The 24249-nt window shown below is 74.0% G+C and carries 22 protein-coding genes; 11 read left to right on the forward strand and 11 right to left on the reverse strand.

Features of this window, described 5'->3' with window-relative positions:
• Positions 1-25: 25 nt before the first annotated feature.
• The 3 genes from FHU33_RS23725 to serS are packed head-to-tail and all read right to left on the reverse strand — an operon-like array spanning position 26 to position 3025.
• On the reverse strand, positions 26-829 hold the full coding sequence (locus FHU33_RS23725) for a Cof-type HAD-IIB family hydrolase (RefSeq protein WP_142027999.1): 804 nt from the start codon (positions 827-829) through the stop codon (positions 26-28).
• Positions 822-1733 carry an HAD family hydrolase gene (locus FHU33_RS23730; RefSeq protein WP_142028000.1) on the reverse strand — a complete coding sequence of 304 codons (912 nt, stop codon included), beginning with the start codon at positions 1731-1733 and terminating at the stop codon, positions 822-824. Before FHU33_RS23730 ends, FHU33_RS23725 begins: the two co-directional genes overlap by 8 nt.
• Positions 1730-3025 carry a serine--tRNA ligase gene (serS, locus tag FHU33_RS23735; RefSeq protein ID WP_142028001.1) on the reverse strand — a complete coding sequence of 432 codons (1296 nt, stop codon included), beginning with the start codon at positions 3023-3025 and terminating at the stop codon, positions 1730-1732. Before serS ends, FHU33_RS23730 begins: the two co-directional genes overlap by 4 nt.
• A gap of 58 nt (positions 3026-3083) precedes the next feature.
• Here serS and FHU33_RS23740 point away from each other — a divergent pair, with 58 nt between their 5' ends.
• Genes FHU33_RS23740 through FHU33_RS23750 form a run of 3 tightly spaced genes read left to right on the forward strand, consistent with a single transcriptional unit; the run spans position 3084 to position 5246 of the window.
• The gene (locus FHU33_RS23740) at positions 3084-4514 is read left to right on the forward strand and encodes a GuaB1 family IMP dehydrogenase-related protein (protein WP_142028002.1); all 1431 of its coding nucleotides are present in this window, start codon (positions 3084-3086) and stop codon (positions 4512-4514) included.
• Complete coding sequence (locus FHU33_RS23745; protein WP_142028003.1) at positions 4511-4858, forward strand: metallopeptidase family protein; 348 nt, start codon at positions 4511-4513, stop codon at positions 4856-4858. Before FHU33_RS23740 ends, FHU33_RS23745 begins: the two co-directional genes overlap by 4 nt.
• Before the next feature lie 55 nt (positions 4859-4913).
• Positions 4914-5246, forward strand: a complete 333-nt coding sequence (locus tag FHU33_RS23750; protein WP_142028004.1) for a GroES family chaperonin — start codon at positions 4914-4916, stop codon at positions 5244-5246.
• Positions 5247-5303: 57 nt separating this feature from the next.
• Here FHU33_RS23750 and FHU33_RS23755 read toward each other — a convergent pair whose 3' ends face one another.
• A complete protein-coding gene (locus tag FHU33_RS23755; protein ID WP_142028005.1) occupies positions 5304-5777 on the reverse strand; it encodes a MarR family winged helix-turn-helix transcriptional regulator in 474 nt (157 codons plus the stop codon).
• Positions 5778-5858: 81 nt separating this feature from the next.
• Between FHU33_RS23755 and FHU33_RS23760 the strand changes: the two genes are divergently transcribed.
• Positions 5859-7967: an MMPL family transporter gene (locus FHU33_RS23760; protein ID WP_142028006.1), complete on the forward strand. Its 2109-nt coding sequence runs from the start codon at positions 5859-5861 to the stop codon at positions 7965-7967.
• A gap of 35 nt (positions 7968-8002) precedes the next feature.
• The gene (locus FHU33_RS23765) at positions 8003-8878 is read left to right on the forward strand and encodes a ketopantoate reductase family protein (RefSeq protein ID WP_142028007.1); all 876 of its coding nucleotides are present in this window, start codon (positions 8003-8005) and stop codon (positions 8876-8878) included.
• A gap of 9 nt (positions 8879-8887) precedes the next feature.
• Here the strand turns inward: FHU33_RS23765 and pheA are convergent, their stop codons facing one another.
• Entirely contained in the window at positions 8888-9832 is a 945-nt protein-coding gene (gene pheA / locus FHU33_RS23770; RefSeq protein ID WP_142028008.1) for a prephenate dehydratase, read from the reverse strand.
• A gap of 112 nt (positions 9833-9944) precedes the next feature.
• Here pheA and FHU33_RS23775 point away from each other — a divergent pair, with 112 nt between their 5' ends.
• Together FHU33_RS23775 and FHU33_RS23780 are read left to right on the forward strand one after the other, a co-directional pair.
• Positions 9945-11654, forward strand: a complete 1710-nt coding sequence (locus tag FHU33_RS23775) for a GGDEF domain-containing protein (RefSeq protein ID WP_142028009.1) — start codon at positions 9945-9947, stop codon at positions 11652-11654.
• A complete protein-coding gene (locus tag FHU33_RS23780; RefSeq protein ID WP_142028010.1) occupies positions 11651-14542 on the forward strand; it encodes a diguanylate cyclase domain-containing protein in 2892 nt (963 codons plus the stop codon). The genes FHU33_RS23775 and FHU33_RS23780 overlap by 4 nt, the downstream gene beginning before the upstream one ends.
• A gap of 27 nt (positions 14543-14569) precedes the next feature.
• Here FHU33_RS23780 and FHU33_RS23785 read toward each other — a convergent pair whose 3' ends face one another.
• From FHU33_RS23785 to FHU33_RS23800, 4 genes are read right to left on the reverse strand one after another with little or no spacing between them, the layout of a single operon-like run.
• A complete protein-coding gene (locus tag FHU33_RS23785) occupies positions 14570-15430 on the reverse strand; it encodes a 5-oxoprolinase subunit C family protein (protein WP_142028011.1) in 861 nt (286 codons plus the stop codon).
• The gene (locus tag FHU33_RS23790) at positions 15427-16044 is read right to left on the reverse strand and encodes a 5-oxoprolinase subunit B family protein (RefSeq protein ID WP_142028012.1); all 618 of its coding nucleotides are present in this window, start codon (positions 16042-16044) and stop codon (positions 15427-15429) included. The genes FHU33_RS23785 and FHU33_RS23790 overlap by 4 nt, the downstream gene beginning before the upstream one ends.
• Positions 16044-16796 carry a LamB/YcsF family protein gene (locus tag FHU33_RS23795; protein WP_246064174.1) on the reverse strand — a complete coding sequence of 251 codons (753 nt, stop codon included), beginning with the start codon at positions 16794-16796 and terminating at the stop codon, positions 16044-16046. Before FHU33_RS23795 ends, FHU33_RS23790 begins: the two co-directional genes overlap by 1 nt.
• Positions 16797-16812: 16 nt before the next feature.
• Positions 16813-18051 (reverse strand): NRAMP family divalent metal transporter, encoded by a 1239-nt coding sequence (locus tag FHU33_RS23800; RefSeq protein WP_142028014.1) that lies wholly within the window; start codon positions 18049-18051, stop codon positions 16813-16815.
• Between the two features lie 149 nt (positions 18052-18200).
• Here FHU33_RS23800 and FHU33_RS23805 point away from each other — a divergent pair, with 149 nt between their 5' ends.
• The 3 genes from FHU33_RS23805 (at position 18201) to yczE (ending at position 21018) form a co-directional block, all read left to right on the forward strand.
• Positions 18201-19004 (forward strand): putative hydro-lyase, encoded by an 804-nt coding sequence (locus FHU33_RS23805; RefSeq protein WP_142028015.1) that lies wholly within the window; start codon positions 18201-18203, stop codon positions 19002-19004.
• A gap of 75 nt (positions 19005-19079) precedes the next feature.
• The gene (gene larC, locus FHU33_RS23810) at positions 19080-20291 is read left to right on the forward strand and encodes a nickel pincer cofactor biosynthesis protein LarC (protein ID WP_142028016.1); all 1212 of its coding nucleotides are present in this window, start codon (positions 19080-19082) and stop codon (positions 20289-20291) included.
• A gap of 67 nt (positions 20292-20358) precedes the next feature.
• Positions 20359-21018 (forward strand): membrane protein YczE, encoded by a 660-nt coding sequence (gene yczE, locus FHU33_RS23815; protein ID WP_211355337.1) that lies wholly within the window; start codon positions 20359-20361, stop codon positions 21016-21018.
• Here the strand turns inward: yczE and FHU33_RS23820 are convergent.
• Positions 20975-22117, reverse strand: coding sequence for an MFS transporter (locus FHU33_RS23820; RefSeq protein WP_142028017.1), 1143 nt, complete (start codon positions 22115-22117; stop codon positions 20975-20977). The genes yczE and FHU33_RS23820 overlap by 44 nt on opposite strands.
• A gap of 196 nt (positions 22118-22313) precedes the next feature.
• Here FHU33_RS23820 and FHU33_RS23825 point away from each other — a divergent pair, with 196 nt between their 5' ends.
• Positions 22314-22910 (forward strand): TMEM165/GDT1 family protein, encoded by a 597-nt coding sequence (locus tag FHU33_RS23825; RefSeq protein ID WP_211355338.1) that lies wholly within the window; start codon positions 22314-22316, stop codon positions 22908-22910.
• Positions 22911-22979: 69 nt separating this feature from the next.
• On the opposite strand, the gene FHU33_RS23830 is transcribed toward FHU33_RS23825, so the two are convergent.
• Positions 22980-24248: an IS30 family transposase gene (locus tag FHU33_RS23830; protein WP_211355014.1), complete on the reverse strand. Its 1269-nt coding sequence runs from the start codon at positions 24246-24248 to the stop codon at positions 22980-22982.
• Between the last annotated feature and the right edge of the window lies 1 nt (position 24249).

Raw genomic sequence — 24249 nt, forward strand, 5'->3', positions numbered from 1 at the left:
CCGGCGTCGACAACGCGATCGGGGGTCAGAGGGCGGCGAGGAAGGCGGCGACGCCGTCGTCCTCGTTGGTGCCGGTGACGTCCGTGGCCACGGCCATGAGGTCGGGATGCGCGTGTGCCATCGCGACGGCGCGGCCGCCGGCAGCCCGCACCCACTCGAAGGCCGCGATGTCGTTGGGCATGTCCCCGAAGACGACGACGTCCTCGGGGCCGATGCCGTGCCGGGCGGCGACCGTGGCGAGGCCCGACGCCTTCGTCACCCCGGCCGCGGAGATCTCCGCCAGGGCATCCGTCGAGGAGTTCGTGACGGTAGCCCGGCCGCCGATGACCTCCTCCACCAACGCAACGAACTCATCCCTGGGCAGGTGCTCGTGGCGGGCCAGCAGCTTCGCGACCGGCTGCACCACCATCTCCTCAAGCGTCGCCTCGGCCACCCCGGGCGCGTCGACGTCCCAGCGCGGCTTGTAGATCGGCTCGTGACGGAACTCCAGCCCGTACTCGACCGCGAACCAGGTGTCGGGCTGCCGCCGGCGCAGCTCGGCCGTCACCGACCGGAGGACGTCGGGGTGCACCGGCTCCTCGCGGAGGATCTCGAAGGTCTCCAGGTCCAGGAGCACCGCACCGTTGCAGCAGACCGCCGTGCCGTAGCCGAGCACCTCCCGGATCCGGTGCATCCAGCGCGGTGGGCGGCCGGTGGCCAGCACGACCGGGACGCCGTCGGCGCGCCAGCGCCCGAGCTCGGCCACGGTCGTCTCGCTGACGGTGTCGTCCCAGCGCAGCAGCGTGCCGTCCATGTCGCTGGCGATGAGGCGCGGCCTCCAGTCAGACATCGGCGAGCACCGCTTCCAGGTAACGGGCGACGCCGTCGGCGTCGTGACCACCGGTCAGGCCGGTCGTCGCCGTACGGACGGCGGGGTGCGCGTTGGCGACCGCGATCGCGGTGCCCCCCGCCTCGGCGACCGCGGTGATCATCGGCAGGTCGTTGGGCATGTCGCCGAACACCAGCACGTCGCCGAACCCGACGCCGTACCGCTCCAGGGCGATCGCCAGCCCGGTGGCCTTGGTGATGCCCGGCGGGAGCACCTCGATGAAGCCGAGCCCCGCGTGCGTCACCTCGGCGTCCGCCGGGTCGACGACGGCCTTGGCGCGGGCCAGCAGCTCGTCCTGCCCGAGGGCCGAGGAGCGGAGGAACGCCTTGAGCACCGGGCCCTCGGGCAGCACCTCGTGCCGCGGCAGGAGGTGGGCCGGCTCCGGGTAGGGCCAGTCGAACCCGTGCTGCACGCGGAGCGGGCCGGAGATCTCGCTCTGCTCCGAGGCGTCCTCGACGGCGACGATCAGATCGCCGGCGACGGCCTCGATCCGCTCGATCACCGCCTGCGCCTGGTCCCGGGGCAGCCCGACCGTCCGCAGCACCTCGTCGCGCTCGAGGTCGACGACGAACCCGCCCTGCGCCAGCACGGCGATGCCGCGGCCGTCGAGCGCGCCCCGCACGCTGTCGAGCAGGCGGGGACCGCGGCCGGTGACGCCCACGACCGGGATCCCGGCGTCCCAGCAGGCCTCCAGCGCCGCCCGCGTCCGCGGGCTGACCTCGCCCTCGCTGTTCAGCAGTGTGCCGTCGAGGTCGCTGGCGACCAGCTTGGGCCGCCAGGGGCCCAGATCGCCGAGTGGGATCACCCGATCTCTATCGGGCACGACGCCGTAGGCCTTGAGCACCGTCGGCCGCTGACGGCTCATGCGGGGGGCACCGCCGCCGCGAGCGTCATCCCCGGGGTGAGCTCCTCGACGCCACCGAGCCAGGGCCGCAGCGCCTTCGGCACGTACACGGCGCCGTCCGCCCGCTGGTGCACCTCGAGCAGGCAGGCGATGGTGCGGGCGATCGCGCACAGCGTGCCGTTGAGCGTGGCCGCCGTCTGCGGCTTGCCGTCGGCGTCGCGGTAGCGGATGTTCAGCCGGCGCGCCTGGAAGGTGGTGCAGTCCGACGTCGAGGTGAGCTCCCGGTAGGTGCCCTGCGTCGGGAACCAGGCCTCGATGTCGTACTTGCGGGTGGCACTGGTGCCCAGGTCGCCGGCGGCGATGTCGACCACCCGGTAGGGCAGCTCCAGCGCCTGGAGGAACTCCTCCTCCCAGGCCAGCAGCCGCAGGTGCTCGGCCTCGGTCTCCTCGGGACGGCAGAAGGTGAACATCTCGACCTTGTCGAACCAGTGCACGCGGATGATGCCGCGGGTGTCCTTGCCGTAGGAGCCGGCCTCGCGGCGGAAGCAGGAGGACCAGCCGGCGTAGCGCTTCGGCCCGGCCGAGAGGTCGAGCACCTCCTTGGCGTGCATGCCGGCCAGGGCGACCTCGGAGGTGCCGACGAGGTACAGGTCGTCGCGCTCGATCCGGTAGACCTCCTCGTCGTGCTCGCCGAGGAACCCGGTGCCCTCCATCGCGTCGGGCTTGACCAGCGCCGGGGCGATGACGGGGGTGAAGCCGGCGGTCACGGCCCGGCTGATCGCGAGCTGGGCCAGGGCGAACTCCAGCAGCGCGCCGGGGCCGGTGAGGAAGTAGAAGCGGGCGCCGGAGACCTTCGCGCCGCGCTCCATGTCGATGGCGCCGAGCGCCTCGCCGATCTCGATGTGGTCGCGCAACGGGAAGTCGTAGGCGGGCACCTCGCCGACGGTCCGCAGCGTCACCGCGTCGTCCTCGCCGCCCGGCGGCACCTCGTCGGCGACGACGTTCGGGATCCTCAGGTGCGCCTCGCGCAGGGCGGCGTCGGCCGCCCGCTGCGCCTCCTCGGCCTCCTTGACCTCGGCGGCCAGCACCTTCGCCCGCTCGAGGACGGCGGGACGCTCCTCGGGCGTGGCCTTCTTGACCGCCTGGGAGGCGTTCTTCTGCTCGCCACGCAGGTCGTCGCCGCGCTTGACCGCCTCGCGGCGGGCGGTGTCGGCGGCCAGGAGCGCGTCGACCAGGGACTCGTCGGCACCCCGGGCGCGCTGGCTGGCACGGACGAGGTCGGGGTTCTCGCGCACGAGTCGCAGGTCGATCACGCCACGATCGTAGGTGGCGGGTTTCGACGTTCCCGCGCAATTACGGGACCATGGGCTCATGCGCTTCCTCGGGGACACCCGCCCGGCCCACGACCTCACGTACGCCGACGTCTTCATGGTGCCGGCTCGATCGGCGGTCGGGTCCCGCCTCGAGGTCGACCTGACGACGCCGGACGGGGTGGGGACGACGATCCCGGTCGTCGTCGCCAACATGACGGCGATATCGGGACGGCGGATGGCCGAGACCGTGGCCCGTCGCGGCGGGCTCGCCGTGCTGCCGCAGGACATCCCGGTCGACGTGGTCAGCGAGGTCCTGTCGTGGATCAAGTCCCGGCACCCGGTCTACGACACCCCGATCACGCTGTCGCCGACCTCCACCGTGGGCGAAGCTCTGGCGCTGCTGACCAAGCGCGCGCACGGGATCGTCGTCGTGGTCGAGGGCGACTCCCCCGTCGGCGTCGTCACCGACGGCCAGTGCCAGGGCGTGGACCGGTTCACCCAGCTGTCGGAGGTCATGACCGGCGACCCGCTGACCATCCCGGCCGGCACCGACCTGCCCAAGATCTTCGACGTCCTGTCCGGGGAGCGGGTCAGCGCGGCCCCGGTCGTCGAGGGTGACCGATTGGTCGGCGTGATCACCCGCAAGGGCGCGCTGCGGTCGGCGCTCTACACCCCGGCCGTGAACGCCGACGGCCACCTGCTCACCTCCGCGGCGGTCGGCATCAACGGCGACGTCGCCGGCAAGGCCGGAGCGCTGCTGGCCGCCGGTGTGGACGTGCTCGTGGTGGACACCGCGCACGGTCACCAGGAGAAGGCGATCGAGGCACTGCGGGCGGTGCGCTCGGTGGCCGGCGCCACTCCGGTCGTGGCCGGCAACGTGGTGACGGCGGAGGGGACCCGCGACCTGATCGAGGCCGGCGCCGACGTCGTCAAGGTCGGCGTGGGCCCCGGCGCCATGTGCACCACCCGGATGATGACCGGCGTCGGCCGGCCGCAGTTCTCCGCCGTCGAGGAGTGCGCGGCCGCGGCGCGCGAGCTGGGCAAGCACGTCTGGGCCGACGGCGGCGTGCGGCACCCGCGCGACATCGCTCTCGCGCTGGCCGCGGGCGCGGCCAACGTCATGGTGGGCTCGTGGTTCGCGGGCACGTACGAGAGCGCCGGCGACGTGCACGACGACGGCGGCCGGCTCTACAAGGAGAGCTTCGGCATGGCGTCGGCGCGCGCGGTCAAGGCGCGGACGTCGTCGCAGTCGGGCTTCGAGCGCGCGCGTGCCGGACTGTTCGAGGAAGGCATCTCGTCGTCCCGGATGTACCTGGACCCCACCCGGCCGGGCGTCGAGGACCTGATCGACGGCATCGTGGCCGGCGTCCGCTCCTCCTGCACCTATGCCGGGGCCCGGACCATCGACGAGCTGCACGGGCACGCGGTGCTGGGGGTGCAGAGCTCGGCCGGCTACGAGGAGGGCCGGCCGCTGCCGACCTCCTGGTGAAGCCGCTCCCGCTCCCGGTCTTCGAACAGCTGGTCGCCGATGCCCTGGACGAGGTGCCGCCGGAGCTGATGGAACTGCTGGACAACGTCGTCGTCCTGGTGGAGGACCGGAACCCCGACGAGCCGGACCTGCTCGGGCTCTACGACGGGCACGCGCTGACCGAGCGCGGCTGGGAGTACGGCGGCGCGCTGCCGGACCGGATCATGATCTACCGCGAGGCCATCTGCGACATCTGCGCGACGGAGGAGGACGTGGTCGACGAGGTGACGATCACCGTCGTCCACGAGATCGCGCACCACTTCGGCATCGACGACGACCGCCTGCACGAGCTCGGCTGGGCATGAAGGTGCGTTTATGGCCATAAATGCACCTCCGCCGGCGCGGGTAGCGTGGGACGACGTGCCCGAGGACTCCGCCGCCGGCAAGCTGCCGATCAAGATGCTGCACGACCGGATCCTGGTGGCGCGGCGCACGGAGGACGGCGACCGTCGCTCCAGCGGCGGCATCCTCATCCCGGCGACCGCCCAGGTGGCCAAGCGGCTGGTGTGGGGCGAGGCCCGCGGCGTGGGCGCGTCGGTGCGGCAGGTGAAGGTGGGCGACCAGGTGCTGTTCTCCCCCGAGGACCAGCACGAGGTCGAGGTGCACGGCGAAGACCTGATCATCCTTCGCGAGCGCGACGTGCACGCCGTCGCCGCCGAGCGCATCGAGGAATCGACCGGCCTCTACCTCTGACCCCAGGCATAGGTACCTATACGTGCGCCTTCGGCCCCGGAACGCATGTATAGGCACCTATGCCTCGGGCGGGGCGGCGCGGGAGTGGCGCATGACGACGCCGGTCATGTCCTCGAGCCACCGGCGGACGACGGCCAGCTCCTCGTCGCTGTAGCCCTCCATCGCCGCCGACAGGTCGCGGGCCAGCCCCCCGAAGTGCTCGGCCCCGGCCGCCATCGCCGAGTCAGACATCTCCAGCGCCACCCGCCGCCGATCGTCGGGATCGCGCACCCGCCGCACGTGGCCGGCCTTCTCCAGCCGGTCGACCAGCGCCGTCACCGAGGCCGACCGCAGCTCGACCGCCTCGCCCAACCGGCCGGCGGTGAGCGCCTCCCCGCGTCGGGCAGCGTCCATGATCGCCACCAGCGCCCGGACGTCGGTGCGGTTGAGGCCGTGCACGTCGGCGAACCGCTGGCCGACCGCATCCAGTTCGACGTTCAGCCGGCGAAGGAGAAGTGCGATCTCCTGACGCGCGTCGGCTGCTCGGTCCACCCCGCACCTCCGTCCCGCGCGTCCGGCGCACCCAACCGCTAATATCTCGACGATCGAGATTATCGACCATCAAGGGGAATCATGCCTGGCCGACGCTCCCTCCGCTGGCTCCCCTTCGTCGTCCTCCTGGTGTGGCTGGTCGGCGCCGGACCGCTCAGCATCCTCGGCGGCAAGCTGACCGGTCTGCAGGAGAACGACGTCGCGGCGTTCCTCCCGGACAGCGCGGAATCCACGCGCGTCCAGGAGCTGCAGGACGGCTTCCAGTCCGAGGAGTCGATCCCTGCGGTGCTCCTGTGGGAGAGCGCGGACGGCGTGGACGAGGCCACCCTCGTCGAGATCGGCGACCGTGTCGCCGCGGCCCAGCGGATCGCCGAGGATGCCGGCGCGCTCGCCGGCGAGGTCTCCCCGCCCATCCCGTCGGAGGGCGCCGAGGCGGTGCAGGCCTTCCTACCGCTGAGCCCCGACCTCGGCGAGGAGCTGCTGCCGGTGGTCGAGGAGCTCCGCGCCGCGATCGAGCTGGAGGGCACCGAGTCCTACGTCACCGGCCCGGCCGGGATCTTCGCCGACTTCTCGGACGCGTTCGAGGGCATCGACGGGCTGCTGCTGCTCGCGGCGTTCGGCGTCGTCCTGGTGATCCTGCTGGTCGTCTACCGCAGCCCGCTGCTGCCCCTGCTGGTCATCGGCACCGCCGGACTGGCGCTCACCGCAGCCAACGCCGTCGCCTACCTGCTGGCCGACGGCGGCGTCATCACGGTCAACGGCCAGAGCCAGGGCATCTCCTCCATCCTCGTCGTGGGCGCGGCCACCGACTACGGGCTGCTGCTCACCGCCCGCTACCGCGAGGAACTGCGCCGGGAACAGTCCAAGTACGACGCCATGCGCGTCGCGCTGCGCCACTCGTGGGAGCCGATCGTCGCATCGGGCGCCACCGTCGTCCTGGGCGTGCTCTGCCTGCTCTTCTCCGACCTCGGCTCCAACCGCGGGCTGGGCCCGATCTCCGCGGTGAGCGTCACCCTCGCCGTCGTCGCAGCGCTCACGTTCCTGCCGGCGGGCCTCACGCTGCTCGGCCGGGCCGCGTTCTGGCCGTTCCGGCCGATGTTCGGCTCGGAGACCAGGCGCGGGCGCGGGTGGGAACGGGTCGCCGCGCTGGTCGGCCGTCGTCCCCGCCGGGTGCTGGCCGGAAGCGTCGCGGCTCTCGTCGCCGCCGCCGTCTTCGCGCCGACCTTCGACGCCGACGGCATTCCGATCAGCGACACCATCCAGGGCGAGTCGAACGGGATCGCCGGGCAGGAGGCCCTCGCCCGCCACTTCGAGGCCGGGGTCGGCAGCCCGACGATCATCCTTGCCCCGGAGGAGAGCTGGCGGGACGTCGCCGAGGTGGCTGCGGCCACGGACGGCGTGGCCTCGGTCGCCCCCTTCACCGCGGGTCCTCCGCTGCCGGGCGCGGAGCCGCTGGTCGTGGACGGACTGGTCCGGCTCGATGCGACCCTCGCCGTCACCCCGGACAGCGTCGCGGCGATCGAGACCGTCAAGGACCTCCGGACGGCGCTGGACGAGGCCGACCCCGCGGCGATCGTCGGCGGGGAGACCGCCAGCAACCTCGACGCCCGCGAGAGCGGCGCCCGTGACCTCCGGGTGATCGTCCCGAGCGTCCTCGTCGTCATCACGCTCGTGCTCGCGCTGCTGCTCCGCTCCCTGGTCGCCCCGCTGCTGCTGGTGGCGACCGTGGTGCTCAGCGTGGGAGCGACGGTCGGCGTCGCGGCGCTGCTCTTCGACGACGTCTTCGGATTCCCGGGCAGCGATCCGACGATCCTGCTGATCGCCTTCGTGTTCCTCGTCGCGCTGGGGATCGACTACAACATCTTCCTGATGACCCGCGCGCACGAGGAGTCCCAGCGGCGCGGCGCCAGGGACGGCGTCCTCCGCGCCCTGGCGGTGACCGGGGGCGTGATCACCTCCGCCGGCCTGGTGCTGGCGGCCACCTTCGGCGCGCTGTCGGTGCTCCCGCTGCTCTTCCTCGTGCAGATGGCGTTCCTCGTCGGCTTCGGCGTCCTGCTCGACACCTTCGTCGTCCGCTCGCTGGTCGTGCCCGCCGCCGTCGCGCTGATCGGGGACACGGTGTGGTGGCCCAGCAGGTTGGCGAAGGGCCCAGCGGCCGCCGAGCCGGACCGGGAGCTCGAACGCGTCTGACGGCACTCCGTCCACGGTGGGGCAGAGTGACACGCATGCCGCTGCGCGTCGCGATCCTGGGCCCGGGCGGGGTCGGCGGGATGCTGGGTGCACTCCTCGCCCGCGAGGGGCACGCCGTCACCTGCCTCGCCCGCCCGGAGACCGCCCAGCACATCCAGCGGCACGGCCTGACGCTGTCCAGCGACCGGTTCGGCGAGCTCAGCGCCGCGGCCACGGGGACGACGCGGCTCGACCAGCCGGCCGACGTCTGCCTCGTCACCCCGAAGGCCACCCAGCTCGAGGCGGCCCTGGAGCGTCTCCCGGCCGACGTGCTGGGGACGGCGGTGCTGGTCCCCCTGCTGAACGGCATCGACCACCTGGACCTGCTGCGCGAGCGCTACCCCGCTGCTCGCACGGTGGCCGGCGCGATCCAGGTGGCCGCCCACCGGACCGCTCCCGGGACGGTCCGGCACGACGGCTCGATGGCCGCGGTGACGCTCGCACCCGGCGCAGAGCAGCTGGCCGACGCACTCCGCGTGACGGGCCTCGACGTCGCCGTCCGCCCGGACGAGCGCGGGCTGCTCTGGGCGAAGCTCAGCTTCCTGGCCCCACTGGCGCTGCTGACGACATCGCTCGCGGCTCCCGTGGGCGCGGTCCGCGAGCAGCGGTCCGAGGATCTGCGGACGGTCGTGTCCGAGGTCGCGGCCGCCGCCCGCGCGGACGGGGCCGACCCGGACCCGGCAGCCACCCTCGCGCTCCTGGACCCGCTGCCGGCGGGCATGCGCTCCTCGATGCAGCGCGACGCCGAGGCCGGCCGGCCCACCGAGCTGGAGGCGATCGGGGGCGCCGTGCTGCGGGCGGCCGAGCGGCACGGCGTCGACGTCCCGGTCACCCGGCGGATCGTCGAGGACCTGCGCGCCCGGCTCCGCTGACGCGCGGGCTCAGTCTCCGCCGCGGATGCCCGCGAGCCACTCCTCGGCCTCGGCGAACGCCGGATCCGCGGCGGTCCCGGGAACCGGCTTGTTGTCCCGCCCGTCGGTTCGCGCGTAGGAACCGAGGAAGCGGACGTCGTCGCACACCCGGTGCAGGGCGGCCAGCGCCTCGCCCACGCGACGGTCGGCGATGTGCCCCTCGCAGTCGAGGCTGAAGGAGTAGACGCCCAGCCGCTGCCTGGTGGGGCGTGACTCGATGCGGGTCAGCGAGATCCCGCGGACGGCGAACTCGCTGAGCAGTTCGAGCAACGCGCCGGTGCGGTCACCCACGACGGCGACCAGCGAGGTCTTGTCGTTGCCGGTGGGCGCCGGCAGCGCGCCGGCCGGCTCGACGAGCACGAAGCGGGTCACCGCCCCGGGGTTGTCGGCGAGGTCCTCGACGAGGGCCGCCAGCCCGTACCGCTCGGCGGCGATGGGCGCGCACACGGCGGCGTCGAACTCCCCCGCCGCCACCGCCGCGGCGGCCCCGGCGGTGGACGCCACCGGCAGCGGGGCGAGGCCCGGGAACAGCTCGGCCAGCCGCCCCGCGGTCTGGGCGAGGGCGTGCGGATGGCTGGCCACCGAGCGCACGCCGGCCAGGTCGGTGCCGGGGCGGACGGCGAGCACGAAGGAGACGTCGAGGAAGACCTCACGGGTGATCACGAGGGCGGGGCCGTCGGCGAGGCCGTCCATCGTCGCGGGCACCGAGCCTTCGACGGAGTTCTCCAGCGGGACCAGCGCCGCGTCGGCGTCCCCCGATCGGACGGCGGCCAGTGCCGCGGGGACACTCGGCCGGGGGTACCGGGTTCCCTCCGAGGAGGCAACAGCGGTGCGGAGCGCGGCTTCGGCGAAGGTACCCTCGGGGCCGAGATAGGCGAACCGCGTCGGAGTCGTACTGGATGGCATCCCGGGCATCCGACGAGGGTAGTGCGGGCGGGTAGGGGCGTGTCCCGACCCGGGGGAACCGAGTCGTCACCGACAGACCCGGCCGCACCGGGGCTGGCCCGACCCGTCAGTGGAGGGATGCGTGAGTCCCAGCTCGGCCCGCGTCGCCGCCGGCGACCTCGCGGCTGTGCTGTGTCGTCTCCTGGACGCCAGCTCGCGGGAGGACTCCACCGCCTTCCTCGCCCTCCTCGACGACGTCGACGTCGTCCTCGCGGAGTCCGACGAGCCGTGCTGGTCCGCGTGGCGGCACACCCTCGCCGCCCGGCGGGCCCTGATCGAGAGCGATCCGGAGCTGGCCGTCGAGTCCGTCGCGGCCGCCCGCGAGGCGCTGGACAAGTGCCCGCCCTCGCCCGACACGGCGCTGACGCTGGCCTACCTGGCCCACGTCGAGGTGACCGCCGACCATTTCGACGCCGCGATGCTGCTCGCCGTCGACGCCAGCCTGCTCACCGAGGGTCCCAACGCCGGCGAACCCACCCGCGCCCTGCACCAGGCCCACCGCTGGCTGTCGCTGACGCTGTCGGGACTGGACCTGGAGGAGCTGGCGGTCTCCCACGCGGTCCGCGGCCACCGGATCGCCGCCGTCCTCCCTGATCTCGCCGACCAGTGGCAGCTGCTGCAGCTGTCCGCCCAGCAGCACGCCGAGCTGGCCCAGACCCTGCGCCGCCGCGGCGACTCCGAGCGCGCCCGTGCACTGGCCGCCGTCGCCATCGCACAGGCGACCGAGGCCCGGGAGATGGCGTGGGAGCCCGATCCGGCCGACGCCGACCTGCTCGACGTCGTCCAGGCGTGGGCCATGAACAGCTCCGACGACCTCGACAGCGCGATGGGTCCGCTGCGCCGGGTCCGCCGACGCGTGCAGGAGCACGGCGGCCTGTGGTTGCGCGGCTACACCGACCTGGTGCTGGCCCGCCTGCTCGTGCGGGTCGCCCAGCGGGACGAGGACGAGGAGTACGGCGAGGAGGCCATCGGGCTGCTGGTCGACGCCGCCGGTGCCTTCGTGGCGTCGGGCGACCGCCGCCGCTACCGGCAGTGCCTGCTCGAGCTGGGGCAGAACTCCGCCGACCTGGGCCGGCCCGCCGAGGCGCTGCACTGGCTGGAGGCCTACCGCGCCGACACCGGCCGGGCGCACTCGCGCGGCCGGGAGATGTGGGCGGAGATGTTCGTCCGCCGCAGCCGGCTGCGGGAGGCCGAGCGGCAGGCCGCCCTGCTCCGCCGGCACGCGCTGGAGGACCCGCTCACCGGGCTCGGGAACCGGCGCAGCGCCGAGCGCCGGCTGGGCACGATGCGGCTGGGCGAGGAGCCGCTGTCGCTGGCCGTGGTCGACGTCGACCGGTTCAAGAAGGTCAACGACGAGGCCTCGCACACCCACGGGGACGCCGTCCTCCGCCGGGTGGCCGACCTGCTGCGCGAGCACAGCCGCACCGGCGACGAGGTGTACCGCTGGGCCGGTGACGAGTTCCTCGTCGTGCTGCCGACCGCGACCGAGGCTCAGGCGGTCGTGGTGATGGAGCGGCTCCGCGCGGCCGTGGCCGATGCCGACTGGAGCGACGTCGTCCCCGATCCGGTGACGGTGAGCATCGGCGTCGCCACCGCGCCGGCCGTCGACGAGGAGCAACCATCGACGGTGGTCGGCTGGCGGGCGCTGTTCGACACCGCCGATCTGCACCTGTTCTCCGCCAAGCGCAGCGGCCGCAACCGGGTGCGGGCCCCCGGCGGGGAGCCGGCGGCGGGATCCGCGGACGGGCCGGCGGCAGATCCGGCCGATCCACCCACCGAGGACCCCGCGTGACCCGCTCCGCCTGGGACGCGTGGGACGCATCGGACGAGGGACGGCGCGTTTCCGAACATGTGCTCGACAGCGCTCCCGACGCGGTGCACAGTGCGCTCGTGCCGCCCGGAACCCTGCACCGCCGGGTGACCGCTGCCCTGGCGAACTGGCAGCTCGACGACGCCGAGGAACTCCTCGCCGACGTGGAGCAGGAGCCGTCGCCGTACGTCGCCGCGGACCCGGTGGCCGACGCTCCCGGAGACGCCCCTGTCTCGCTCGGCAAGGCCTGGGCGGACACCCTGCGCGCCGAGCTGCTCGTACGCCGGCTCCGGGTCGCCGGCTTCACCCTCGTCGGCGACCCGGTTCCCGCCGACGCCTCCGCGGAGGACCCCCTCGACCTGCACGCCGGCGTCGCCGACCTCATCGAGGGCGCCGGCGGCGAGGACAGCGACCCCCGTTCGGAGTCCGCCTCCCGCGCCGCGCTCGCCATCGCGCTGGTCCGCTCGGCGAAGGCCGCCTTCGACGCCACGGACGACGACCTGCAGCGAGCCGCCGGCCTGGCCCGGCACGCGCGGATCGAGCTGCTCTCCCGGCGCATCGACGCCGCCATGGACGAGGCCGTCGAGGCCGCCAGCCTGCTGGACCCCGTCCTGCCGCCCAGCGCGCTGCTGGTCGACACCCTCGGCACTCTCGCCGGCGTGCTCGCCGACCTCGAGCTGATGCCGCTGGCGCTGGACTACCAGCGGCGGGCCCACGAGGCGGCGATGATCGCCGCCGCGGATCCTGGCGCGCCGGAGTGGACCGGGAACGGCGACACCACAGTCGACGCCGACGTCCTGGTCGCCACCACCGCGACCTGCCTCGGTGAGCTGTGCGCCGAGCTGGGCGAGGGGCTGCTGGACGACGGCGTCCCCGAGTCCGCCGAGCCGCACTTCGCCGAGGCCCGCATGCTCGCCGAGAAGGCGCTGGCGCTGCTCCCCCCGGACAGCGCGGGCATCGTGACCGCCCAGGTCGTGCACGGCTGGGCGCTGGTCGGGCTCGGTGAGTGCGCGGCCGCGGTCGGCCCGCTGCGCGCCGCCGTCCGCATCACGTCCGCGACCGCCGACCGCGCGCAGCTGGCCTCGGCGCAGCTGGCCCTGGGCCGTGCGCTGCGCCGCCAGAGGGACGTCGCCGGGGCCGACGAGCACCTGGTCTCGGCGCTGAACCTGGCCACCGAGCACGGCCTCCCCCGCCTGCGCCGGGCCGCGCTGCGCGAGCTGTGCACCCTGCACGCGGAGCTGGACGACGCCGGCCGGGCGCTGCCGTACCTGCAGGCCTACCTCTCCGACGAGCTGGACCGGGTCGACGAGCGGCGGACCCGCTGGGTCGAGCTGTTCGGCCGGCGCAAGAGCCTGCTGGAGACGGAGCGGGCCGCGGGCCAGCTCCGCCGGCAGGCCTACGAGGACCCGCTCACCCACCTGCCCAACCGGCGCTACGCCGAGGCCCGGCTCGACGGGCTGCTCACCACGGGCGCGGCGCCGGCGCTCGCCGTGGTCGACGTCGACCGCTTCAAGACCATCAACGACGCCTTCGGCCACCCGGCCGGCGACGCGGCCCTCCGCACCGTGGCCGACCTGCTCGTGGCCGGCGTCCGCGACACCGACGAGGTGTGCCGCTGGGCCGGCGACGAGTTCGTCATCCTGCTGCCCGACACGACCGCGGAGCAGGGCGAGCGGGCGCTCGAACGGATCCGCCGGTCGGTGGCCACCTACGACTGGTCCTCCCTCGGCATCGACGTCCCGGTCACGATCAGCGTCGGCATCGCGTCGGCGGCCCGCGGCGACGACCGGCGGACGCTCTTCGCCGCGGCCGACGGCGTCCTCTACGACGCCAAGCGCAGCGGTCGCGACCGCGTCGTCCGGCTGTCCGGCGTGACCCAGACCCGGGCGCCCGGCGCGAGCCCGCTCGACGCCCTGTTCGGCCCCCCACCCGTGGCTCCGGAGGGCGGCACGACGACCTCCGACATCCCGGACGACGACGCGGCCGCTCCCGTTCCCGCCGCGCCGGCCACCCCGCCGCCCGCGGGCTCCGCCGACGCCGGGTTCGCCCCGCTCCTGGTCGCGCCCCGCCCGGTCGACCCGCCACTGGGCACCGGCAGCCCGGCCGAGCCGCTGCTCGGTCCGCTGCCGAGGCCCGAGCCGGTCGCCGTCCCGGAGCCGGTCGCAGTGGCGCCGGTCGGTCCGCAGCCGATCGTGGTGGATCCGGTCGTGGAAACCGTTGCTCCGGTGCCGGCCGCGCGCCGCGCGGCCACGGTGGAGCCGGAGGTCGTCTGGGCCACCGGCCGCACCACCGAGCAGGTTCTCGCGCTGGTCCGCGAGGCCCGTCGCGAGCACCCCGACCGCCCGGCGCTGGTGCTGCGCGCCGCCGCCGAGACGCTCGTCGCGCTCGCGTCGGAGCACGACGCCTACACGACGATGGACGCCGCGGCGATGGCCGCCGCGGTCGGGCCCGTGCCCGAGCCGGTGGGCCGCGTGCACGTGCTGTGCGCCGGCGGCGCCGACGGCCCGGTCGCGGCCGAGGTCGCCTTCGTCGCCCGGGTCACCGGCACCGAGGTCGTGCGGGTGGACGACGTCGCCGGGAGCCGCGTCCGGGGCATGCTCGCCGACGGGTCCCTGTTCGCCGAGGCCGACTGCCTGGTCGTCGTCGCGGGGATGGACGCCTCGCTCGCGGCGACGGTCGGCGCCATGGCCGACGTGCCCGTGGTGGCGGTGCCCACGTCGACCGGTTCCCCGAACGCCTTCGCGGGCCTGGGCGCGCTGATGACGATGCTGAACTCGGCCGCGCCGGGCGTCGCCGTCAGCACCATCGACAACGGCTACTCCGCCGGCGTCTTCGCCGCCCGCGTGGCGAGGAGAGCGACGACACGGTGATCCCCCCGCGACGGGTGCACGGCACACCTACTGCGCGGCCCTGAACCGCAGGGTCTGGCCGGGGCGCAACTGCCCGCACCGGTCGACGTCACTGCGCACCGGCTCGTCGGCCACGTAGCCGATCACGGGGTAGCCGCCGGTCACGGGATGGTCGGCCAGGAAGAGCACCGGCGTTCCCGAGGGTGGCACCTGGAGGGCCCCCCGCACCATGCCCTCGCTGGGCAGTTCACCGTTCTGTACCCGCTCCAGCGGTACGCCGTCCAGCCGCAGACCGACCCGGTTGCTCTCGTTGGTCACCGTCCAGGCCCGCCCGGTCAGCGCCGCCCACCCCGCGTCGCCGAACCAGTCGGAGCGAGGGCCGGGCAGCACCGCCACGGTGACCTCCCCACCGGGGATCTCGGGGACCGGCGCCAGATCGACCCCGGGCATCGGGTCGACCGGCGGCCCCACCGGCAGCACGTCGCCGTCGGCCACCACCGCCGGTCCCAGCCCCGACAGCACGTCGGTGGCCCGGGAGCCGAGCACCGGGGGGACGTCGATGCCGCCGCGGACGGCGACGTAGGTCCGCAGGCCGGTCCCGGGCGGTCCCAGCCTCAGCTCGGTGCCGCGCCGGAGCGCGGTCGGCGCGGCGTGGGGGAACGGTCCCGCGCAGCGCGCGCCCGTCGTCACCACCAGCAGGTCGGCCTCCGCACGCACCGCCAGCCCGCCGTAGGTCACCTCCAGGACCGCGAGCCCCTCCGGGTTGCCGACGAGCCGGTTGGCCTGCCGGTACACAGCCCGGTCGCAGGCACCCGAGCGGACGATGCCGAGCGCGGCCTGCCCTGGCCGGCCGGCGTCCTGCACCGTCGTCAGGGGACCGGCCGCCAGCACGGTCAGGGCGCGCGTCATCCCGGCGCCGTCTCGACGAAACGCACCCGTACCCCGGGGCGCAGCAGCGCCGGAGGGTTCCGGTCCAGGTCGAAGACGGCGACGTCGGTCCGGCCGATCAACTGCCAGCCTCCGGGGGACTCGCGCGGATAGACACCGCTGAACTCACCGGCGAGCGCGACCGACCCCGGCGGCACCTTGGTGCGCGGGGTCGACCGGCGCGGCACGTCCCACTGCCCGCCCGGCTGCGTGAGGTAGCCGAAGCCGGGGGCGAAGCCGCCGAAAGCAACGGTCCACTCACCTGCCGTGTGCCGTCGCACGAGCTCCTCGGGGGCCAGGTCGAGCAGCCCTGCGAGCTCGTCGAGGTCCTCCCCGTCGTAGTGGACGGGCAACTCCACGACGTCCCCGCCGGTGCGGGTACCCGGACGCGGCGTGGTCCGACGGACGGCGTCGCCCACCGCGGACAGCGAGGTACGGGCCGGATCGGTCACCAGCAGCACGGTCCGGGCGGCGGGGACGATGTCGACCACGCCGTCCGGCGGCTCCTCGGCCAGCGCGGCGTAGAGCGCCAGCACCGCATCCAGGTCGTCCAGCTCCACCAGCAGCGCCGTGCTGCCGCTCGGAAGCACCCGCATCAGGGTGCGAAGGGGGCCAGGGCCACACCGGCCGCGGTGAGCGTCTCCCGCACCCGCCGGGCGATCTCCACCGCTCCGGAGGTGTCGCCGTGCACGCAGATCGAGCCCGGACGCAGGGTGAGTTCACCGCCCTCGACGTCCCGGATCGGCTTCCCGGCGGCCATCGCCACACAGCGACGGGCGATCTCGGCCGGGTCGTGCAGCACCGCACCGGGCAGCCGCCGCGACACCAGCGTGCCCTCCGGGGTGTACGCACGATCGGCGAACGCCTCGTGCACCACCGTCAGGCCGGCCTCCCCGGCGAGGCGCAGCCACGCCGATCCCGGCAGGCCCAGGACCGGCAGCGCCCGGTCGTAGTCGACGACGGCGCGGACGACGGCGGCCGCCTGGTCCTCGTGGTGGACGATCGCGTTGTAGAGGGCGCCGTGCGGCTTGACGTAGCGAACCCGCGAGCCCGCGACACGGGCGAAGCCTTCCAGCGCACCGATCTGGTAGATGACGTCGGCGGTGAGCGCGTCGGGTTCCATGTCGATGAAGCGTCGACCGAACCCGGCGAGGTCGCGGTAGCCGACCTGGGCGCCGATCGCGACGCCGCGCTCGGACGCCCGTGCGCACACGCGGCGCATGATCGAGGGGTCACTCGCATGGAAGCCGCAGGCGACGTTGGCGCTGGTGACGAGGTCGAGCAGGGCGTCGTCGTCTCCGAGCGTCCACTGCCCGAACCCCTCGCCGAGGTCGGAGTTCAGGTCCACGCCGGACATCCTCCACCTACGAGAACAGGTCGATCACCGGGCGGACGGAATTGACCGCCAGGTAGATGGTCAGCAGCCAGGCGGTCCAGCCGACGACCAGCAGCCACCGCGGGTACCGGTAGCCGTGGAAGAGGTCGGCACGCCGGGTGGCCACCCACAGCAGCACGGCGATGCCGAGCGGCAGCAGCAGCCCGTTGAAGGCGCCCGCGAACACCAGCAGGGTGGTGGGCGCTGCGCCCACCAGCACGAACGCCAGCGTGGTGACGGCGATGAAGGCGCAGACGAGGATCGTGCGTGTGCGGTCGCTGGTTCCCGTGCGGGAGGTCACGAACGACACCGAGGTGTAGGAGGCGCCGATCACGCTGGTGATGGACGCGGCCCACAGGACGATCCCGAAGACGCGCAGGCCGATCTCGCCGGCCGCCTCCTGGAACGCGTTCGCCGCCTGGTTCTCGGCGCCGAGGTCGGCGCCGTTCGCAACCACGCCGAGGATGGCCAGGAAGAGGATCACCCGCATGATGCCGGTGATCACGATGCCGGTGATCGAGCCGCGGGTGATGTCCCGGACGTGCTCCGGCCCCGTGACGCCGGAGTCCAGCAGCCGGTGGGCACCCGCGTAGACGATGTAGCCGCCGATCGTGCCCCCGACCAGGGTCGTGATCGCCAGGAAGGAGACGTCCTCGGGCAGCACGACGTTCTGCAACGCCTCCCCGACCGGCGGGCCGGAGGTGATGGCGATGTAGGTGGTCAGCGCGATCATGACCAGGCCGAGGACGACGACGATCCGGTCGACGGCGACCCCCGCCCGCCTGCTGAGGAAGATGCCGATCGCGATGAGCGCGGACAGCGCGCCGCCGATCCTCGGGTCCAGCCCGAACATCGCGTCGGTACCGAGGCCCGCCCCGCTGACGTTGCCGACGTTGAACACCAGGCCGCCGATGAGCAGGAAGCCGGCCATCACCCAGCCGAGCCCCGGGAGGACGAGGTTGCCCAGCTCCTGGGCGCGGCGTCCGGTGACCCCGATGACCCGCCACGCGTTCAACTGCAGTGCGATGTCGATGACGATCGAGACGGCGATCGCGAAAGCGAATGCGGCGCCCAGTTGCACCGTGAACGTCGTCGTCTGGGTGATGAAACCCGGTCCGATGGCCGAGGTGGCCATGAGGAACATGGCACCGAGCAGGGTCGAGCGGGTGCTCGAGGCGAGCCTCCCCGACGGCGCGGTGGTGGTGGGCTGCTCCGGGAGGTGCGACATGGGGGCTCCTGGGAACCTGCGGTCCAGCTCGTCCTGGGTGGAGACCTGCAGCGGGTCGCGTCGGCGGCGGGCGGCGCTTTCACCTCGTCGCGGTCGACCGTAGATTCGAGCCGAACGCCCGGCAATTCGAGCCGTCCGGAGGAGCCCCCGTGACAGCCACCGCAGCTGCTCCAGCCACGCTCCCGGGCCGGACCCCGGCCGATGCCCGGGCCCGCTACCGCGCCGGCCTGGCGGTTCCGACCTCCGGAGAGGCACCGGGCTTCACCCAGGCCAACCTCGTCGTGGTGCCCCAGGACTGGGCCTTCGACATGTTGCTGTTCGCGCAGCGCAATCCGCGGCCGGTGCCGCTGCTGGACGTGACCGACCCGGGTTCCTTCCGCACCGTTCTCGCACCGGACGCCGACCTCCGGTCGGACCTTCCCCGGTACCGGGTCTGGCGGCACGGTGAGCTCGCCGAGGAGCCGACCGACGTGAGCGATCTGTGGGCCGACGACCTGGTCGCCTTCCTGATCGGCTGCAGCTTCAGCTTCGAGACCGCCCTGCTGGACGCCGGCGTGCCCGTTCGCAACATCGAGCAGGGTCGCAACGTCTCGATGTACCGCACCGACCGCGCGTGCCGGCCCGCCGGGCGGCTCTCCGGCCCCCTGGTGGTCTCGATGCGCCCGGTGCCCGCGGAGCACGTGGTTCCCGCGGTGCAGGTGACCGGACGGATGCCCCAGGTGCACGGGGCACCGGTGCACGTCGGCTCACCGTCCTCGCTGGGCATTCCCGACCTCGGCCGGCCGGACTTCGGCGACCCGGTGGATCTCGCCGACGGGGACGTCCCGGTGTTCTGGGCCTGCGGCGTCACCCCGCAGGCGGCGCTGATGGCCTCCCGCCCACCGTTCGCGATCACGCATGCGCCAGGGCACATGTTCGTCACCGACGTCCCGGATGCGGCCTACCGGGAATGACGTCGTGACCGGCGATGATCGCCCCGGCGGAAGGGTCACCAGCCCCCGGCTGCAGGCGAGCGGCATGATCGCCCGGTGACCATCGGGTGGCTGGATCTCTCCGCGGGGGCCTCCGGGGACATGCTGCTGGGGGCGCTGGTGGACGCCGGGGTGCCGCTGGACGTCCTCACCGCTGCGGTGGCTGCCCTGCCGGTCGAGCAGATCCGGCTGGTGACCGAGCAGACCTCGCGGCACGGGCTGGGCGCCACCCGCGTGCACGTGCACGCACCGCCGTCGTCCGAGCACCGCACGTGGGCGTCGGTACGGGCGCTGCTCACCGACGCGGCACTGCCCGCGACGATCCGGGACGGCGCGCTCGCCGTCTTCGAGCGGCTGGCCGCGGCCGAGGGCCGGGTGCACCGGGTGTCCCCGGACGACGTGCACTTCCACGAGGTCGGGGCGCTGGACGCACTGGCCGACGTCGTGGGCGTGGTGGCCGGGTTCGAGCACCTCGGCCTGACCCGCCTGACGGCGTCGCCGGTGACGCTGGGCAGCGGCTCGGCGCGGAGCGCGCACGGCGTCGTCCCGATCCCCGGCCCGGCGGTGCTGGAGCTGCTGGCCGGCGTCCCGGTGGTCGCGGGGCCGGTGCGCGCGGAGATGTGCACCCCGACCGGGGCGGCCCTGCTCGCCGCCCGCGTGGACGAGTGGACGGCGCTGCCGCCGATGCGGGTGGCGCGCGTCGGCACGGGCGCGGGCGGCCGGGACCCCGTCGAGCTGCCGAACGTCGTCCGGCTGGTGCTGGGCGACCCCGCCGGGCCGCAGCCGGCCGGTCCGGTGGTGCTGGAGAGCCCCGTCGTCCTCGAGACCAATGTCGACGACCTGGACCCGCGGCTGTGGCCCGGGGTCCTGGAAGCCCTGTTCACCGCCGGCGCCTCGGACGCCTGGCTGACCCCGATCGTGATGAAGAAGGGCCGGCCGGCGCACACCCTCTCGGCGCTGTGCCGGCCGGACGCCGTCGCGGCCGTCCAGGCGGTGGTCTTCGCGACGACGTCGAGCATCGGCCTGCGGATCGTGCCCGTGGGCAAGGTCGCGCTGGAGCGGGTGCAGTCGTCGGTCGAGGTGCTCGACGGCACCGTCGGGGTGAAGGTCGCCGTCCACGGCGGGCGGGTGGTCAACGTGAGCGTCGAGTACGAGGACGTCGCCGCACTCGCACGGGTGGTGGATCTGCCGGTGAAGGAGGTGCTGCGCGCCGCCACCGCCGCCGCGGCGGACGTCTACCCCGTCGGCCACCCGGCGGAGGACCGCTAGCACCGACCAGGCCACTTCCCGCCGGTGGCCTGCCGCCAGCGGGCCGGTCCTCCCGGAGGATGGCCGCGTGCTCGACGCCTCCCCCGCGACCCGGTACGGGCAGCGCCTGCCCCGCCGGCTGATCCAGCTCTACGCCGGCCTGCTGCTCTACGGCATCTCGATGGCCCTGATCATCCGGTCGGCGCTGGGGAACATGCCGTGGGACGTGCTGCACCAGGGGCTCGCCGACCGGCTCGACCGGTCGATCGGCACCGTCGCGATCGCCGTCGGGGCCCTGGTGCTGCTGGCCTGGATCCCGCTCCGCCAGCGGCCCGGACTGGGCACCGTGAGCAACGTCGTCGTCCTCGGGCTGGCCCTGGACGCCACGCTCGCCGTCGTCCCCGCGCCGTCGTCCCTCCCGCTGCGGGTCGGGCTCCTGGTGGCCGGCGTCCTGCTGAACGGCGTCGCCACCGCCGCCTACATCGGCGTGCACCTGGGGCCAGGGCCGCGGGACGGGCTGATGACCGGCCTGGTCCGCCGCACCGGCCGGTCGGTGCGGCTGGTGCGCACGACGATCGAGGTGGCCGTCGTCGCCTGCGGCTGGCTGCTCGGCGGCACGCTGGGTCTGGGCACCGTCCTCTACGCGGTGGCGATCGGCCCGCTGGTGCAGACCCTGCTCCCCCGGCTGTCCGTGGGCCCCGCCGTCAGCCCCGCTCCGCCGGCCGGCGCTCCGGCTCCTCCGGTCTGACGTCGAGCTCCCTGGTCCGCAGGCCCACCCGGACGACCGGGACGACGGCGAGCACCAGGACCGCCACCGCGACCGGCCCCGCCAGCGCCCAGGCCGCGAACACCAGCAGCGCGGCCACCTCGATGCCGAGGCCCGCGACCGACGTGATCGTCGCCCGGTGCGCGCTGGCGATCCCGTCCTGCAGCCGCGCCTCGGCCACGACGAGGACCGCGAGGTAGAGCGCGTAGAACACCGCGACGGCGCCCAGCGCCGCCGGCCGGGCCCAGACCGCGGCCACCGCCAGGCATCCGGCCGCGGCGACCAGCAGCCCGAGCAGCGCTCCGCCGGGCATGCGGCCGGCGATGCCTCCGAGCGCGGCGCCGGCGGCCCCGGCGAGGGCGATCACCAGCACCGCGAACGGGACGGCGGTGGTGGGCACCCCCCAGTCGCCGGCGAGCACGGGGAAGTACTCCTCGACCGCGTCCAGGCCGCCGATCAGCGCGACGGCGAGCACCAGCACCCGGAGAGCCGGGGAACGCAGCGCCTCGACGACGCCCTGGCGCAGCGACCCCCTCTCCGCGTCGTCCGCCGTCCGCCGTGCCTCGGGGAAGCGGAGGGCCAGCGCGGCGGCGGCCAGGCACACGGCGGCGCTCGCCCAGCCGACCAGCGGGTACCCACCGAGGGCGAACAGCGCGCTGGCGGCGAACGCCGTGGGCACCTGGACGACGAGCTCGGCGGAGGTCATCCAGCCGTTGATCCGGGCGTAGCTGTCGCTCGCGCCCACCGCGGCCAGGCCGTCGTAGACCAGCGCCTCGGTCGCCCCGGAGACCAGCGCGCCGGCGACGCCCCACAGCACGAAGCCGACCGCGAAGGCCCATGCCTGCGGCGCCGCCGTCCACACGGCGAAGCCGGCGGCCTGCAGGACGCCGGCCAGGACCACCACCCCGCGGCGGGACCAGCGGTCGGCGAGCGCACCGGCGGGGACCTCGGTGACGAAGGAGGTGACCGACCAGACGGCGAACAGCGCGGAGATCTGCCCGCCGGAGAGCCCGGTGTCGAGGAAGAGCAGCGCGTAGAGCGGGTAGAGCGGCACCAGCTCGGACAGCGCGGCCCAGCCCACGGCCAGGCGGGCGAGCGGCCGTGCGGCGGGCGGTAGGGCGTTCGGGGACGGGCGTCAACGGAACGGCATGTGCGGAGGCTAACGCCGGTGGCGGGCCGACGCGACGGCTTTCCCGGCCCATCCCTCGATTACCGTGGCGCCGACGAACTGAACTGTCCGAGCACCGCCCGGCAGTGCCGAGCGGAGGAGAGTTCTCGTGGTCCTGTCCGTCATCGCGACGGCGTTCATCCTGGTGCTGCCCGTCGAACTGCCGGACAAGACGCTCTTCGCCAGCCTGGTGCTCGCCACCCGCTTCGCGCCGCTCCCGGTGTTCGTCGGGGTCGGTGCGGCGTTCGGGCTGCAGGTCGCGATCGCGGTCACCGCCGGATCGCTGCTCTCGCTGCTGCCCGATGCGCTGGTCAGCGGCGTGGTCGCCGTCCTGTTCCTCGTCGGGGCGATCATCCTGTGGCGCAGCGCGAACAGCGGGCCCGAGGAGGAGCACCTCGACGAGACGAAGCAGGGCACCTCGTCCTTCCGCGTGGCCGCCATCTCCTTCGGCGTCCTGTTCGCCGCCGAGTGGGGCGACCTGTCCCAGCTGGCCACCGCGGGGCTCGCCGCCCGCTACGACGAGCCGCTGTCGGTCTTCGTCGGCGCCTGGGCCGCGCTGCTCGTGGTGTCGGGCCTGGCGGTCTTCCTCGGCCGGACGCTCGCCGACCGGCTGCCCATCCCGCTGATCCGGCGGGTGGCGGCGGGCCTGTTCGTCGTCTTCGCGGTGTTCGCCGTCATCGAGACCGTCCGCGCGCTCACCGGCTGACGTCGGCGGCGGGCCGCCCAGCTGCCACGCAGGCATAGGAACCTTTACCGGCGTTCTCAGGCGGCGGATTCAACTGGTCGTCGCAACACCAGCTTGTTGATCTTCGGAGAGTAGCTGGGCGAAGGCTTCGGCGGGGGTCTTGAAGCCGAGGGTCTTGCGGGGTCGGCCGTTGAGTCGGGTCTCGATGGCCTCGAGGTCGGCGATGGTGTGCACCGAGAGGTCGGTGCCCTTGGGCAGGTACTGGCGGAGCAGGCCGTTGGTGTTCTCGTTGGTGCCGCGCTGCCAGGGGCTGTGCGGATCGCAGAAGTAGATCGGCAGGTCGGCCGCGATGGTGATCTCGGTGTGCCTGGCCAACTCGATGCCCTGGTCCCAGGTCAGCGAGCGGCGCAGATGTACCGGCAGCGTGGCGATTTTGGTGGTGATGGCGTCGCGGACGGCTTCGGCACCGTGATCGGCCGGCAGGTGCAGGAGCATGGTGAACCGGGTGGTGCGCTCGACCAGGGTGCCGACCGCCGAGCCGCTGTCCTTGCCGACCATCAGGTCGCCTTCGAAGTGGCCGGGTACGGCGCGGTCGTCGGCCTCGGCGGGCCGCTCGGAGATCATGACTTTGTCCTTGATCCGTTCCCGGCGGCCATCGACACGACGGCGGGGCTTACGCAGCGCCCGCCCGGTGCGCAGGTGCTTGGTCAGCTCCCGGTTCAGCCCACCGCGGCCCTGGACGAACAGGGCCTGGTAGATCGCCTCATGTGAGATGCGCATCCGTTCATCGTCGAGGAAATCCACGACCAGACGGCCGGTGATCTGCTCGGGGCTCCAGCCCTCCTTCAACTGCCGCTGCACGTAGGCCTGCAGCTCGGGGAACTCGGCGATCTTGCTCGGCTTCGGGCGGCGGCCCCGCGCCTCGGCCTTGGCTTGCGCCGGCGCGGCCCGATAGCGCAGCCGTGGGCGCCGTCCCGGGCCCTGAGTCCCCGGCGCCGGCCCGGGGCGGTGCCGCTGGCCGACGGGCAGCGGCGGACGCCGCGGATAGCCCTCGAGTCGATTGCGGCGCAGCTCGCGGGAGACCGTCGAGGGATGCCGGCCGATCTCGCGGGCGATGTCGGCCTGCGGCCAGCCCTCGGCCCAGCACAGGTCGATCGTCTCCCGCTCGGCCACGGTCAGGAATCGGTCGCTGGGCTCGGTCAATGCCATCGGCGCCATGCCGCCACCGTCGCGGAACCACCGCTGCCCAGTGTCGGCCGACACGCCGACCGCTTCCGCCGCCTGCTCCGTCGCCGATCCCGCAGCGATCAGCCGCCAGAACCTGCGCTCGATCTCCTTCGGCATCCGCGGACGCCCCATC

This window comes from Blastococcus colisei, from assembly GCF_006717095.1.
In the GTDB taxonomy this organism is placed as follows: Bacteria; Actinomycetota; Actinomycetes; order Mycobacteriales; family Geodermatophilaceae; genus Blastococcus_B; species Blastococcus_B colisei.